Annotated in this window: 13 protein-coding genes; 5 read left to right on the top strand and 8 right to left on the bottom strand. The window is 70.2% G+C overall.

What is annotated here, in order from left to right:
* Window positions 1-407 precede the first annotated feature (407 nt).
* Window positions 408-1,292 (bottom strand): HVO_0234 family beta-propeller protein, encoded by an 885-nt coding sequence (locus C466_RS04795; protein ID WP_004599059.1) that lies wholly within the window; start codon window positions 1,290-1,292, stop codon window positions 408-410.
* A gap of 171 nt (window positions 1,293-1,463) precedes the next feature.
* Between C466_RS04795 and C466_RS04790 the strand changes: the two genes are divergently transcribed.
* The 3 genes from C466_RS04790 (at window position 1,464) to C466_RS04785 (ending at window position 4,064) form a co-directional block, all read left to right on the top strand.
* The gene (locus C466_RS04790; protein WP_004599057.1) at window positions 1,464-2,447 is read left to right on the top strand and encodes a hypothetical protein; all 984 of its coding nucleotides are present in this window, start codon (window positions 1,464-1,466) and stop codon (window positions 2,445-2,447) included.
* Window positions 2,448-2,501: 54 nt separating this feature from the next.
* Window positions 2,502-2,666, top strand: a complete 165-nt coding sequence (locus tag C466_RS16905) for a DUF7838 family putative zinc beta-ribbon protein (protein ID WP_004599056.1) — start codon at window positions 2,502-2,504, stop codon at window positions 2,664-2,666.
* 111 nt (window positions 2,667-2,777) lie between these two features.
* Window positions 2,778-4,064 (top strand): CaiB/BaiF CoA transferase family protein, encoded by a 1,287-nt coding sequence (locus tag C466_RS04785; RefSeq protein WP_004599055.1) that lies wholly within the window; start codon window positions 2,778-2,780, stop codon window positions 4,062-4,064.
* Window positions 4,065-4,119: 55 nt separating this feature from the next.
* Here the strand turns inward: C466_RS04785 and C466_RS04780 are convergent, their stop codons facing one another.
* Genes C466_RS04780 through C466_RS04770 form a run of 4 tightly spaced genes read right to left on the bottom strand, consistent with a single transcriptional unit; the run spans window position 4,120 to window position 6,614 of the window.
* The gene (locus C466_RS04780; RefSeq protein ID WP_004599054.1) at window positions 4,120-5,040 is read right to left on the bottom strand and encodes an HpcH/HpaI aldolase/citrate lyase family protein; all 921 of its coding nucleotides are present in this window, start codon (window positions 5,038-5,040) and stop codon (window positions 4,120-4,122) included.
* Window positions 5,040-6,080, bottom strand: a complete 1,041-nt coding sequence (gene aceA, locus C466_RS04775; protein WP_004599053.1) for an isocitrate lyase — start codon at window positions 6,078-6,080, stop codon at window positions 5,040-5,042. Before aceA ends, C466_RS04780 begins: the two co-directional genes overlap by 1 nt.
* Window positions 6,081-6,084: 4 nt before the next feature.
* Window positions 6,085-6,237, bottom strand: a complete 153-nt coding sequence (locus C466_RS16745) for a hypothetical protein (RefSeq protein WP_160163051.1) — start codon at window positions 6,235-6,237, stop codon at window positions 6,085-6,087.
* Window positions 6,234-6,614 (bottom strand): hypothetical protein, encoded by a 381-nt coding sequence (locus C466_RS04770; protein WP_004599052.1) that lies wholly within the window; start codon window positions 6,612-6,614, stop codon window positions 6,234-6,236. Before C466_RS04770 ends, C466_RS16745 begins: the two co-directional genes overlap by 4 nt.
* Before the next feature lie 292 nt (window positions 6,615-6,906).
* Between C466_RS04770 and thiL the strand changes: the two genes are divergently transcribed.
* Window positions 6,907-7,824 carry a thiamine-phosphate kinase gene (gene thiL / locus C466_RS04765; RefSeq protein ID WP_004599051.1) on the top strand — a complete coding sequence of 306 codons (918 nt, stop codon included), beginning with the start codon at window positions 6,907-6,909 and terminating at the stop codon, window positions 7,822-7,824.
* A gap of 452 nt (window positions 7,825-8,276) precedes the next feature.
* Here the strand turns inward: thiL and C466_RS04760 are convergent, their stop codons facing one another.
* The 3 genes from C466_RS04760 to C466_RS04750 all read right to left on the bottom strand — a co-directional run bounded on the left by C466_RS04760 (window position 8,277) and on the right by C466_RS04750 (window position 12,443).
* Window positions 8,277-9,419, bottom strand: a complete 1,143-nt coding sequence (locus C466_RS04760) for a thiolase family protein (protein WP_004599049.1) — start codon at window positions 9,417-9,419, stop codon at window positions 8,277-8,279.
* A gap of 102 nt (window positions 9,420-9,521) precedes the next feature.
* Complete coding sequence (gpmI, locus tag C466_RS04755) at window positions 9,522-11,039, bottom strand: 2,3-bisphosphoglycerate-independent phosphoglycerate mutase (protein WP_004599047.1); 1,518 nt, start codon at window positions 11,037-11,039, stop codon at window positions 9,522-9,524.
* Window positions 11,040-11,081: 42 nt separating this feature from the next.
* The gene (locus C466_RS04750) at window positions 11,082-12,443 is read right to left on the bottom strand and encodes an NAD-dependent succinate-semialdehyde dehydrogenase (protein WP_004599045.1); all 1,362 of its coding nucleotides are present in this window, start codon (window positions 12,441-12,443) and stop codon (window positions 11,082-11,084) included.
* Window positions 12,444-12,638: 195 nt separating this feature from the next.
* On the opposite strand from C466_RS04750, the gene C466_RS04745 reads away from it, so the two are divergent.
* Window positions 12,639-13,964: an ABC transporter substrate-binding protein gene (locus C466_RS04745; protein ID WP_004599044.1), complete on the top strand. Its 1,326-nt coding sequence runs from the start codon at window positions 12,639-12,641 to the stop codon at window positions 13,962-13,964.
* The last annotated feature ends 15 nt before the right edge of the window (window positions 13,965-13,979 follow it).

Here is a 13,979-nt window from a genome sequence, read left to right as displayed (position 1 = left end):
CTGTGCGTTCCCGCGAGCGAAGCGAGCGGGAGCACGGAAGTCGCAGCCCGCACAGCGACCGAAGGGAGCGAGCAGGAACGTCTTCCGGTGGGGCGGGACTCGAAGGGGCGGCCGTGCGGCAGGCGCAGGCGACGTAAGCACTGGAGGGAGCGAGCAGCGCGAGCGACCGAAGCGCGCAGCGAGCGTGCGCCTGCCGCACGGCCGGGGCTTTGGAGTTAGTCGCCGTCGATCCGCAGCCGACTACTTATAAACGACCAGCCGGGCTCCGGTGGTGTTCACCGCAGATCTGCTATCCGCGATTTATAAACCAGCAGCCGAGACATCAGAGGCGGTCGCCGCCGATTCGCTATCGATAATTTATAAGCGAACGATCGAGATTTCGGGGCGCTCCACACAGTATCTCCAACTCATTCCACGACCGCGAGCGCCACGCCGTTCACGTCCCGGACGCCGACCACTTGGTGGCGCCAGCCGTCGCCGGCGTCGACGCAGAGCGTCCCGGCGTCGGTGACCGCCACCGACACACCGGGCCCGTAGCCGAGCGCGACGACCGCCTCGTCCACCGGGAGCTCGGCGGTCTCCCACGCCTCGTCGCCCCACTCGCCGCCCGCGTCGGCGTGAACGAGCAGGTCGCCGCCGCCGACCGCCATCGCGTGGCCGTCGCCGTCGGCTGCGACCGCGTCCGCGACGCCCTCCCGGACCGTCATCCAGCCGTTGCCGAGCCAGTAGAGCCCCGCACCGGTCGCGGCGAGCGGCATCCCGGACCCGGCCACGTCGCGCGCGTCGTCGAGGCCGACGTCGGTGAGTCCGCCATCTCCCGCCTGAAACACTCCCTCCGCACCCGCGACGAGCGCGCCGTCGACCGCGCGCGGGTCCGTGACCGATCCGAGTTGCGTCGTCGACGCGACCGCCGTCCCGCTTTCTTCGAACTCGACGTGCTCGACCGCGCCGTCCTCTCGCGCGACGATCACGCCGTCGCGACCGCCCGCGACGCCGACCGCGACCGTCGGCTCGTCGTCGACCAGCGCGAAGTCGGGGTCGTCGCCGACCGCGGCGACCGAGAGCCCGTCGGGTGTCGCGGCGGCGACGAGGTCTGACCCCTCGCCGCGCGCGAGGACGGCCGCGTCGCGGGCCGCGTCGCGGGCGACCATGTCGAACGCGCCGATCTTGTCGGCCGACAGCGAGACGCGGACGATCCCGGACCCCGTCGCGACGTAGGCGTCGGTGCGGCCGGCGCTGCCCGCGTACACGCGCTTTTCGTCGATCGAGATGTCGTCCTCGGCGGGAGCCATCGGATGGCCGTTCTCCGCGCCGGGACATAAGCCCCGCGCGCCGGCGCTCTCGGCCCGGGTTCGGGCACCGTCGCGCGTTCCGACCCCCCGGGCACCGTCGCGCGTTCCGACGCCTCGGGAACGCCCGCGCGTTCCGACGGCCATTTGGCCGCCGCTCGCGTACGCGGATTCGTGCAATCGGTCGCCGCCGACCTCGCGACGCTGCTCGCGGACGTGGTCCCCAGACTCGCCCGGATCACGGCGTTCATCGCGGGCGGCGTCTTCGCCGCCAACGTCGCCGTCGCCTTCGGGCTGGTCCGCTACGTCGCCGGGCTCGCGGGGTGGCTCACGCGCCCGGCGAACCTCCCGGACGAGGTCGGCACGGCGATCCTCACGACCGCGGCGTCGACGACGGCGGGCTACGCGACGCTGGCGGAGTACCGCGAGACGGGCCTGCTCGACGACCGGGCGACGCTCGTCGCCGTGGTGATGAACACGTTCTTCGGGTTCGTCCAGCACGTGTTCACCTACTACGTCCCGGTGTTGATCCCGATCCTCGGGGTGACGACGGGCGCCGTCTACGTCGGCGCGCGCGCCGGCATCGCGCTTTTCATCACCGTCACGGGCGTCGTCGCTGGCGGACTCCTCCTCTCAGAGGAAAACGTCGACCGCTCTGCGCTCGCCGACGTCGACGCGACCGGCCCAGAGGCCGACGACCGTACCGGCCGCGAACGCGTCCGCGACGCCGCCGAGAAGTCGTGGAGCACGCTCCGGCGGATCGTCCCGCGGCTCGCGGTCGTGTACACGCTCGTCATCTGGCTCGTCACGACGTACGACGTGGCCGCGCTGACGAGCGTCGCGGAGCCGATCACTGGCGTGCTGGGGCTGCCGGGCGAGGCGGTGCCCGTCATCGCGGTGTTCACGCTCGACACGACCGCGGGCGCGGCGACGCTCGCCGGGACGGAAGCCGGCGTCTTCACCACGCGCACCGCGGTCGCGTCGCTGCTCATCGGGAGCATCCTCTCGTTTGCCGTCTCGACGTTCCGGCGCTCGATCCCGTTCCAATACGGGATCTGGGGCGCGTCGTTCGGCACGAAGGTGATCGTCGTCAACACCGCCCTGAAGCTCGTCTTCATCTCGGCGACGGTCGCGGTGCTGCTCGCGCCGGTGTGGTGAGTTCCCGACGCCCGAATCAGTAGGTTCAACACCGCCCCGGATCGAACGGCGCGCATGGCGCTCGAAAAAGACGTGGACTGTCCCGCGTGCGGCGAGACCCGTTCGTTCTACCGGACCGCGGCGATGACGCTCCACCTCGGCGAGAAGACGAAGTGGCGCTGCCCCGACTGCGGCTACGGCTACGTCGAGGTCGACGGCATCGATACCCTCCCGGCCTGAGGCGACACTCATTCTCCGTCGGCCGCGGCGACGCCGCAACACTCAGTACCCCGGCGGTTGAGCCGGATCGCATGAACCGGACACGGCGACGGTCCGCGGAGGCGAGAGCGCGTGGTCGGTGAGGCGCGCGAGCCCGAGGGCGACGCGGGGCCGCTGGACGGCCTCACGGTGCTGGACCTCTCGCGCGTGCTCGTCGGGCCGTTCTGTACGATGCAGCTCGGCGACCTCGGCGCGGAGGTGATCAAGGTCGAGCGGCCCGGCCCGGGCGACCAGACGCGGACGTGGGTCCCGCCGGCGTTCAGCAAGGCTGACGGCGGCGAGGAGCGAAAAGCTGACGGCGAGGGCGGTGAGAGCGACGACGGCGCCGAGAGCGCCTACTACGTCAGCGTCAACCGAAACAAGCGCTCGATCCAGCTGGACCTGACGACCGAGGCGGGCCGCGCGGTCGTCCGCGACCTCGCGCGCGAGGCCGACGTCCTCGTCGAGAACTACCGGGTCGGCAAGACGGAGGAGTGGGGGCTCGGCTACGGCGACCTCGCGGAGGAGAACCCCGAGCTCGTTTACTGCGCCATCTCCGGCTACGGCGAGTGGGGGCCCGACCGCGACAAGCCCGCGTACGACATCATGATGCAGGCGCGCGGCGGCTTCATGTCGTTCACGGGCGTCGAGGGCGGCCCGCCGGTCCGGATCGGCGTCGCGCTCGCCGACGTCGGGGCCGGGATGTACGCGACGCAGGCGATCCTCGCGGCGCTCCTCGAACGCGAGCTCGGCGACGGGCGCGGCCAGAAGATCGACGTGAGCCTGCTGGACGGGCAGGCCGCCTGGACCAGCTACATGGCGACGAACTACTTCGCCAGCGGCGAGCCCCCGGGGCGGATGGGGAGCAAGCACCCGAACATCGTCCCCTATCAGGCGTTCGAGACGACCGACGGCTACGTCGTCGTCGCCTGCTCGTCGGACCGGTTCTGGCCGCCGCTGTGCGAGGCGATCGACCGGCCCGACCTGCTCGCCGACGAGCGGTACGAGACCAACGAGGGGCGCGTCCGGAACCGCGAGGAGCTGGACAGCGAGCTGGGGGAGACGTTCGCGTCCATGACGACCGCGGAGGCGACCGCGGCCCTGGAGGACCACGACGTGCCCGCGAGCCGCGTCCGCGACGTGAGCGAGGTGTTCGCCGACCCCCAGATCGAGGCCCGCGGGATGCTCGCCGAGGCGGAGCACCCGACCGCGGGCACGGTGCGGTTCCCCGGCTCGCCGATGCACTTCTCGCGGACGCCGACGACCGTCCGCCGTCACCCGCCCGCGCTCGGCGAACACACGGAGTCGGTGTTGCGGGAGTACGGTTACGGCGACGGCGACATCGACGAGCTGCGGGACCGGGGCGCGATCTCGGAGTAGAACCGGGCACGAAATAAGAAGAACTGCCCACAGCACGCGGCGCCGCGAGGAGACCTTACAGGATCCCGGCCTGCTCGGCGCGCGCGACGATGCCGCGGGCCATCTTGTCGGTCGCCTCGTCAACCATCTCGCCGTCGACCGAGACGGCGCCTTTGCCCTGCTCTTTCGCCTCCGCGTAGGCGTCGACGATCCGACGCGCCTTCTCGGCCTCCTCGGGCGAGGGCGCGAACGTCTCGTTGGCGGGCTCGATCTGGCTCGGGTGGATCGCCCACTTGCCGTCACAGCCCAGCTGGCTCGCCCAGCGGCAGGAGTCGCGGAACCCCTCCGCGTCCTCGATCTCGGCGTACGGGCCGTCGATCACCTGGAGCCCCTGCGCCTTCGCCGCGTGGGCGATGCGCGCGAGCTGGTAGTGCCAGTAGTGGCCGGGGTAGCCGCCGCCGGAGCCGATGGTGAGGCCGGCGGCGCCGACGTTGGCGGTGTAGTCGCCGGGACCGAACACGAGCGACTCCAAGCGGTCGCTGGCGCGGGCGATGTCGGCGACCTTCGTCATCGCCTCCGGCGACTCGATCTGCGCCTGGAGCCCGATGTCGCCGACCGGCAGGTCGTTGTTCTCCTCGACCTGCGTCAGGAGGTTGTCGACGGTGGCGACCGTCTCCGGGTTGTTCGCCATCGGCACCATGATCGTGTCGAGGTACTCGCCGGCGCGCCCGACGACCTCGATCACGTCGTCGTAGAACCACCTGGTGTCGACGCCGTTCATCCGGTAGCAGGGCCGGGTGTCGGACCAGTCGTACTCGATGAGCCCCTCGATGACGGTCTCGCGGGCGTCGACCTTCGCCGACGGCGCGACGGAGTCCTCCAGGTCGAGGAACGCCTCGTCGGCGCCGGAGTCGGGCGCCCGCTCGATCATCTCCGGGTCGGACCCGGGCGTCGCCAGCTGGCTTCGCCGGAGCGTGACGTCTTCCGGCCCGCCCATCAGTCGTCGCCCTCCGAGGCCGTGATCGGGTCGTTCTCGTCCTCGGTGAAGCCGGCCGACTCCTCCTGGCGCTGTCGCGCCTCGGGGTCGAACTCGGCCTCGATGTCCTGGTATCGCGGGACGAAGGAGAGCTCGTGGTGGCTCTCGGTCTCGTGGCCGATGTAGCGCTCTTCGAGGTCGAACTGCGCCTCCTCGTCGTTCTCGGCGATGTTCTCGAAGTCCTCGTAGGCCGCGTGGGCGCCCGAGTGGAGCCCGTACAGCGTGATGAAGATGTACTGGTACCCCAGGTCGCCCAGCTCCTCGAAGGTGAGCGGGTCCTCCTCTGCGCCCCACTCGAACGAGGAGGAGTAGTTGAACGCGAGATCGAGGTCGGGGTGGGTCTCGTGGATCGTCTCGGCGTACTCGACCGCGTCCTCGCGGGACGGGTCGGGCATCTCGGGCCAGACGAGGTCGACGCCGGCGTCGGCGTAGATCCGGCCGCGTTCGAGGTGCTCCTCCCAGTCGCCGTTCGCGGAGCCGTACGCGTCGGTGCGGGCGATGATGACGGTGTCCTCGCTCTGCTTGGCGTCGACCGCCGCCTCGAAGCGCGAGCGGGCCTGCTCGCGGGAGACGATCTGCTTGCCCGCGATGTGGCCGCAGCGCTTCGGCGAGGTCTGGTCCTCGATGTGGACCGCGGCGACGCCGGCCTTCTCGTACTCGCGGACCGCGCGCCGGACGTTGTGGACGCCGCCGTAGCCGGTGTCGCAGTCGGCGACGACCGGGAGGTTCGTCGCCTCGACCATGCGCTTCGCGTTCTCGACCATCTCGGACATGGTGACCATCTCCAGGTCGGGGAAGCCGAACTGGCCGAGAACGGTCGAGTAGCCGCTCATGTACGCCGCATCGAGCCCGGCCATCTCGGCGAGGCGGGCGTCGAGGGCGTGGTAGATCCCGGGCGCGAACGTGTACTCCTGCTCCTCGAACAGCTCGCGGAGCTTCCGGCCGGCCGGGTTGTCGATATCTCTGTCGAAGACGTCGTCGTCGAGTTCGTTGGGATTCATCGGGTTACTGCGTGGAGTCGTCGGCTGCGGTGCGGTTCGATGCGGCGCGGCGGCCGCCGTCGGTGCGCGCGGCGGACGCGAACGTCGTGGAGTCCGGTCGCGGGCCGTCGCCGGTCCCCGCCATGGGAACGGGGCGGCGCGTCGTGTTCGCCGTCATCGGGACCCCCCGTCCGTCCGCGTCCGCGAGGCGGGACGCAGGTCGGGGACGAGCGGCGCGTCGCGCTCGCCGTCCGTCGGCGGGCGCGTCGGTCGGCGGGTGTCGGTCGCCGTCGGCTGCCGGGTGTCGGTCGGCTGCCGGGTGTCGGTCGGCGGCGAGCCGGGGGTCCGCGTCCCCGTCGCTCGCCGGGTCGCGATCGTCGGGACCAGCGGCGCGCCGGCCTCCTCGGTGAGGGGGATGCGGCCGGGGATCTTCCGCGGAGAAGTAGTCGTCGAGCTCGACCCGGTCCGGCGGTCGGAGCGGGCCGTCGAGTCCGTGTCGGTCGTGCCGTCTGTGCGTCGGGTCGTGTCGTCGGGCGTGTCGTTAGGTGTCGTCATCGGGTCGTGTGGGCGGTTGCGGCGGTCGTCTGGTGATCGAGTCCGTGCCTCGGGTCGCTGCGTGTCCGTGTACGGGTACTGCCATTGCGAACGGAGAAATTCGGAGGAGCATAATAAACATAATGATTGATAATGATAATATTCGTTAATGTGTACTACCTGTTTAAATGGTTCATGACAACAAGGGGCACGGACGGGGCGGTCGTCCCGGTTTCGTGGGCCCGCGCCGACGGCGACGTCGCCCGTCGCCCGGACCGATCGCTTATTGGCTCCACGCGCGGAGCGTCGGGTAGTGAACGAGCGCGACGCCCTCCGAGCCATCGCCGCCGACCTCCCGCAGGCGGGCGACGACGCCGCCGTAATCGACGGGACGGTCATCACGACGGACATGCTCCACGAGCGGACCGACTTCCCGCCCGGGACGACGCGGTACGCCGCCGGCTGGCGCGCGGTGGGCGCGTCCCTCTCGGACGTGGCCGCGATGGGCGCCGCGGCGAGCGCCGCGGTCGCCGTCTACGCCGACGAGGCGTTCGACCGCGAGGCGCTGACCCGGTTCGTCGCGGGCGCGGTCGACGTCTGCGAGGCGGTCGGCGCGGAGTACGTCGGCGGCGACCTCGACGAGCACGTCGAGTTCACGACCGCGACCACCGCGGTCGGGGACGTGACCGACGCAGGCCCGGTCACCCGCGACGGGGCGCGTCCCGGCGACGCGCTCTGCGTCACCGGCGAGTGGGGCCGGTCCGCGGCGGCGCTGCGGTTATTTAAAAGGGGAGACGACGGGGCTATCGAGCGCGCCAACGAGCTGTTCCGGTTCACGCCGCGCGTGGCCGACGGGCTCGCGCTCGCGGGGACGGCGACCGCGATGATGGACTCTTCCGACGGGCTGGCGCGGTCGTGTCACCAGCTGGCCGAGGCGAGCGAGGTCGGGATCGAATTGGAACGGGACGCGGTTCCGGTTCATCCCGCGGTCGAGGAGGTTGCGGAGGCGTCGGCGGAGCGGTTCGAGCTCGCGGCGCACTTCGGCGAGGACTTCGAGCTGTTGTGTGCGGTGCCGGAGGAGGACGTTTCGGGTGTCAGCGAGGCGTGTCCCGCGGGCCTCACGCGGATCGGTACCGTGGTTGAGGGGTCGGACGGCGACGCGGCGGCACGCGTCACGGCCGACGGCGACCCCCTGCCCGACCGCGGCTTCACGCACGGGACAGATAAATAACCGAAGTCTCAGTGGGTCATTTATAAATAATCGTCCGCAGATCGACGGCGAACACCGCCGATGCCCCGGTCGATCGGCCGTTCGATTCCGTTTTTAAATCTCTGACCGACACGAACGCCACCGAAGCCCCAGTGGTTCGGCTGTACGATTTCGCATATAAACCTCCAACCGACATGAACGCCACCGAAGCCCCGGCCGTGAGGCGGTCGCACGCTCGCTGCGGTCCTCAGTCACTCGCTCCGCTCGTTTCTTGCGGTCCTTACGTCGCCTGCGACCGCCTCACGGCCGCCCCTTCGAGTCCCGCCCCCGCACCGCACAGCGCCTCACACCTCCCCAGCCTCGTCGGTGGTTCTTCGCTTCGCTTCGAACCACCGACTCCCTCGCGCGTGCTTCTCGCGCCCGGAGGGCGCTCGAAGGCACGCGCCACCGCAAAAAGTCGCTTTTTAAGCTGTCTACCGCAGGAACTCGATCGCGGCGCCCTGTCCGAAGCCGACGCAGAGCGTCGCGAGGCCGCGCTCGGCGTCCTGCTTCTGCATCTCGTGGAGCAGCGTGACGGGGAGCCGCGCGCCCGAGGCGCCGAGCGGGTGCCCGAGCGCGATGGCGCCGCCGTTGACGTTGTAGCTGTCCTCGTCGATGCCGAGCTCGCGCCGCGAGTACTCGCACTGGGAGGCGAACGCCTCGTTGAGCTCGACCAGGTCGTAGTCGTCGATGTCGGTGCCGGCGCGTTCGAGGAGGCCGCGGGTGGCGGGCACCGGGCCGATCCCCATCACGGTCGGGTCGACGCCGGCGACGTTGTTCGTGCCGACCTCGGCGAGCACGTCCAGACCGTGCTCCTCGGCGAACGCCTTACTGGTGACGACTGTCAGCGACGCGCCGTCGGAGATCTGCGAGGAGTTCCCGGCGGTGACGGTACCGTCGCCGGTGAAGGCGGGCGGCAGGTCGGCGAGCTTCTCGGCGGTCGTGTCGGGGCGGATCCCCTCGTCCGCCTCGACGAGGCCGTCGTCGGTCTCGACCGGGACGATCTCGTCGTCGAAGCGGCCCGACTCGGTCGCCTCCGCCGCGCGCTGGTGGCTGCGGGCCGCGTACTCGTCTTGCGCCTCGCGGCTCACGTCGTACTCCTCGGCGACCTTCTCCGCGGTCATCCCCATCTGCAGCTGGAAGATGTTGTACTGCTCGGAGAGCTCGGGGTGGAGGTGCTCGTAGGAGTCGCCGTCCATCGGGACGCGGCTCATGTTCTCGACGCCGCCCGCGATGATACAGTCGCGGTTCCCCGCGGCGATCGCGTCCGACGCGGAGATGACCGCCTGCATCGAGGAGGCGCACCACCGGTTGATCGAGGTCGCGGGTACCGACTCGCCCAGGTCCGAGAGCAGCGCGATGACGCGCGCGACGTTGTTGTCCTGCTCGGTCCGCTGCTGGGCGACGCCCCACATCAGGTCGTCGACGTGGTCGCTGGTCAGCCCCGTCTCGTCGAGCGCGTGGTCGATGAGCGTCGTCGAGAGGTCCTCGCTGCGGACGTCCTCGTAGACGCCGCCCTCTTTCCCCTGCGGCGTTCGGTAGGCGGCCGCGATCACCGGCGTGGTCTCGTCTGTCATGAAAGATAACAGGTGAGTCGGCGTATTAAAACGCCGTGGAACGAGCGAAAATCGATCCGAAGTTTATCGTTTATTTAACTGACGGGCGCGGACGGCGCCAAGTCACTCCGTGAGCAGGCTCTCGCCGGTCATCTCCGCCGGCCGGTCACGGTCCATCAGGTCGAGCAGGGTCGGGGCGATGTCGCACAGCGACCCGCCCTCGCGTACCGCGCGCCCGCCGTCGTCGCCGTCGGGCGTCAGGTAGACGAACGGGACCGGGTTGTACGTGTGGGCGGTGTGGGGATTCTCGGCGGTGCCCATGTCGTCGGCGTTGCCGTGGTCGGCGGTGACGACCGCGTGCGCGCCCGCGTCGGCGACGGCGTCGAGCAGGCGGTCGAGCTGGGCGTCGACGGCCTCGACGGCCTCGACGGCCGCCTCGAAGTCCCCGGTGTGGCCGACCATGTCCGGGTTCGCGTAGTTCAACACGAGCAGGTCGGGATCGTCCGACGCGATGGTCTCGACGGCCTCGTCGGTCACTTCGGGCGCGGACATCTCGGGCTGGAGGTCGTAGGTGGGGACGTCCGGGCTCTCGACGATGGTCCGGATCTCGCCGGGGAACTCCACCTCGCGGCCGCCGTTGAGGAAGTAGGTGACGTGGGGGTACTTCTCCGACTCCGCGATCCGGAGCTGGGTGCCGCCGGCGTCCGCGACGACCTCGCCGATCGTGTTCGCCGGGATCTCCGGCGGGAACGCGACCGGGAAGTCGAACGTCTCGTCGTACTCGGTCATCGTCGTCATCCGGATCTCGGGCTGGTCGAGGTCGAACCCCCACTCGGGCCGGACACCGGTGAGCATCCGGACCAGCTGCCGGGCGCGGTCCGCGCGAAAGTTGAAGAAGATCACGGCGTCGCCGTCATCGAGCGCGGGCTCGTCGGCGACGACCGTCGGCTCGACGAACTCGTCCGTCTCGCCGCGGGCGTGGGCCTCGCGGGCGGCCGCGACCGCGCCCTCGGCCTCGTGGGGCGCCTCGCGGGAGACGATCGCGTCGTACGCCTTCCGCGTCCGCTCCCAGTTCTCGTCGCGGTCCATCGCGTGGTAGCGGCCGGTCACGGTGGCGACGTGGCCGGTCCCGCGCTCGTCCGCCTTCGCGGTCACGTCGGCGAGGAACTCGTCGGCGATCTCCGGGGCCGTGTCGCGCCCGTCGGTGAACGCGTGGCTCGTCGCGGGTACGCCCGCGTCGGCCGCGGCGTCGATCAGCGCGAGCAGGTGCTCGACGTCCGAGTGGACGCCGCCGTCGGAGACGAGCCCCATGAAGTGGACCCGGCCGCCGGTCGATTTCGCGTGGTCGAGCGCGGCCGCGATCGCGTCGTTGTCCGAGAGCGATCCCTCGGCGAGCGCGTCCGTGATCCGGGTGTACGCCTGTTTGACCACCCGCCCCGCGCCGATGTTGAGGTGGCCGACCTCGGAGTTCCCCATCTGTCCCTCGGGGAGCCCCACGCGCCGCCCGTGGACGACGAGGCGGCCGTCGGCCCCGCGCTCCGTCGCCGCGTCGAACGTCGGCGTGTCGGCCGCCTCCACGGCGTCGCGGCGGTCGTGGTCGCCGAGCCCCCAGCCGTCGAGGATGACGAGTGCCGTCTCCATACCCCAGCGTGCCGCCCAGGGGGTAACTACCCTTCGATGGGGTCACTCGACCCAGACGGTCTTGCGGTTGACGAACTCCTTGATCCCGGCCTCGGAGAGCTCCCGGCCGTAGCCCGAGTCCTTGACGCCGCCGAAGGGGACCCGCGGGTCGGACTTGACGAGCTGGTTCACGTACACGCAGCCCGCGTCGATGCGGCTCGCCACGCGCTCGCCGCGGTCGCGGTCCTCGGTCCAGACGCTCGCGCCGAGCCCGAACTCGGTGTCGTTGGCCGTGGCGATCGCCGCTTCCTCGTCGTCGACCTCGTACACCGTGGCCACCGGCCCGAACGTCTCCTCGGTGTCGACGGGGCAGCCATCGGGGACGTCGGTCAGGACGGTCGGCGGGTAAAACGCCCCCGCCCGGTCGAGCGGCTCGCCGCCGGTCACGAGCGTCGCGCCCGCGTCGACGCTCGCCGTCACCTGCTCGTGGAGCGACTCCATGAGGTCCTCCCGCGCCTGCGGCCCGACGTCGGTCGCCTCGTCGGTCGGGTCACCGACGACGAGGGCGTCGATCTCGTCGACCAGCGCGTCGAGGAACGCGTCGTACACGTCCGTGTGGACGACGAAGCGCTTCGCGGCGATACACGACTGCCCCCCGTTCAGGTTCCGCGCCCAGGCGCCCGTCTCGGCCGCGGCCGAGACGTCGGCGTCGTCGAGGACGAGGAACGGGTCGCTCCCGCCGAGTTCGAGGACGGTCTTTTTGAGCTGTTCGCCGGCGCTCGCGGCGACCGCGCGCCCGGCCGGCCCGCTCCCGGTCAGCGTCGCGGCCCGGACCCGGTCGTCCGTCAGGAGACCGTCGACGAGGTCCGAGGGGATCAAAAGCGACTGGAAGACGTCGTCGGGGTATCCGGCCTCGCGGAACACCTCCTCGATCGCGAGCGCGCATCCGGGCACGTTCGACGCGTGCTTGAGGATTCCCACGTTCCCGGCGGTGAGGTACGGCGCGGCGAAGCGGAACACCTGCCAGAACGGGAAGTTCCACGGCATCACCGCGAGGACCGGGCCGAGCGGCTCGTACTCGGTCTTGACCGCGGAGCCCGGGGGACTCGGGTGGTGGTCCGCTTCGAGGTACGCGCTCGCGTGCTCCGCGTAGTGGTCGCAGACCCACGCGCACTTCTCGACCTCGCCGATCGCCTGCGAGATCGGTTTCCCCATCTCCCGCGTCATCGTCTCGGCGTACTCCCGCTTGTTCTCTCTGAGCACGTCGGCCGCGTTCGCGAGGAGCCGCTCGCGGTCCCGGAGCGGGCGAGTCCGCCAGTCCTCGAACGCTCGCACCGACCGACCTAACGCCGCTTCGACGTCGTCCGCGTCGTGTTCGTTGTACGTTTCGATCTGTGCTCCGGTCGCCGGGTTTACCACGTTCATGAGAGGTGTGTGAACGTTGTACAGTCGTTGTAATAGTAGTCACGCCGGAAGACGGGCCGCCGACCCCCGCGTTCGGCCCGGCCGATTCGGGTTCAGGCCGGGGATCTCGGGAGAGACATAAATTTCCCAATACGTCCGTGTGTCATAGACCCGCATATTTATGTGGAGAGCGATACTCACGGACGATTGTTAACAATGGTAACCGAAGACGGCGATACCGAAAACAAGTATAAACGGGCCGACGCCGCTGAGACGAGTTCGGAACGCAGAGCGCCGGTCGGGCGGCGACGCTTCCTCCAAGCCGCCGGCGCGGGGACGGCGGTCGCGCTCGCCGGCTGTTCGGGCGGGGGCGGCGACGGCGGCCCGGTGACGCTCGGCGCCGCGTACATCCTCTCCGGGTTCGCGTCGCTGTACGGCGAGGAGGCCGAGCGCGGGATCGAATTCGCGGTGTCGGAGATCAACGACAACGGCGGCATCGACGGCCGAGACGTCGAGGTGCTCGTCCGCGACACCGAGGCGAGCGGCGACACGGCGATCCAGCAGATCCGCAGCCTCGTTCAGGAGGACAACGTCGACGGGCTGTTCGGGCTCGACTCCAGCGGCGTCGCGCAGGCCGTCGCGCCGCAGATCTCGCAGCTCCAGATGCCGTTCATGATCACGCACGCGGCGACCCCGTTCGTCACCTCGCCGCAGGGCGAACACGAGGACTCCGTCGGGAACGAGTACGTGTTCCGCGACTCCAACAGCCTCGCACAGGACGTCTACGGGGCCGCGCGCACCGCCCAAGAGCTCGACGCCACCGAGTGGGCCACCATCGGCCCGGACTACGCGTTCGGGTACGAGACCTGGGACTACTTCCAGGCGTACTGCGACGGGCTCGGCGTCGAGGCCGAGTTCACGGCCGAGCAGTTCCCGGCGCTGGCGACGAGCGACTACACGCCGTTCATCAGCTCCATCCTCGACGCCGACCCGGACGCGGTGCTCACGCCGCTGTGGGGGGCCGACCTCACGACGTTCATCGGGCAGGCCGAGAGCGCGGGCTGGTTCGACCAGATCGACCACACGCTGTTCAGCGTCGGGATGGGGACGGACCTGCCGAGCGACGGCAGTCCGCTCCCGGAGGGGGAGTACGCCTCCACCCGGTACGATCCGTTCGTCCCGGACACCGAGGCGAACAACTCATTCCGCGAGGCGTACTACGAGGAGTACGGCTCCCTTCCGACGTACAACGCCGAGGGGGCGTATCGCGCGCTCCACCTGTACAAGGAGGCGATCGAGTCGGCCGGGAGCACGGAGCCCGACGCGCTCGTCGACGAGTTCACCGGCATGGAGCATTCGGGCCCCGTCGGCGAGTACCAGTTCACCGAGACGAACCAGGCGACGGTTTCGTCCATCTGGGGCACCGTCACGTACGACGAGGAGTGGGAGAGCAACGTGCTCGACCCCGTGAATCGGTACGAGGCGGGTCCCGACGTGCTGTCGGACGCGCTCGGCGACTCCGACCTCCCGACGGGTATCTAAGCCCGTCGCCGTTCT

The sequence above is a fragment of the Halorubrum distributum JCM 10118 genome, from assembly GCF_000337335.1.
In the GTDB taxonomy this organism is placed as follows: Archaea; Halobacteriota; Halobacteria; order Halobacteriales; family Haloferacaceae; genus Halorubrum; species Halorubrum distributum.
This window is presented reverse-complemented; position numbering and strand designations above follow the sequence as displayed.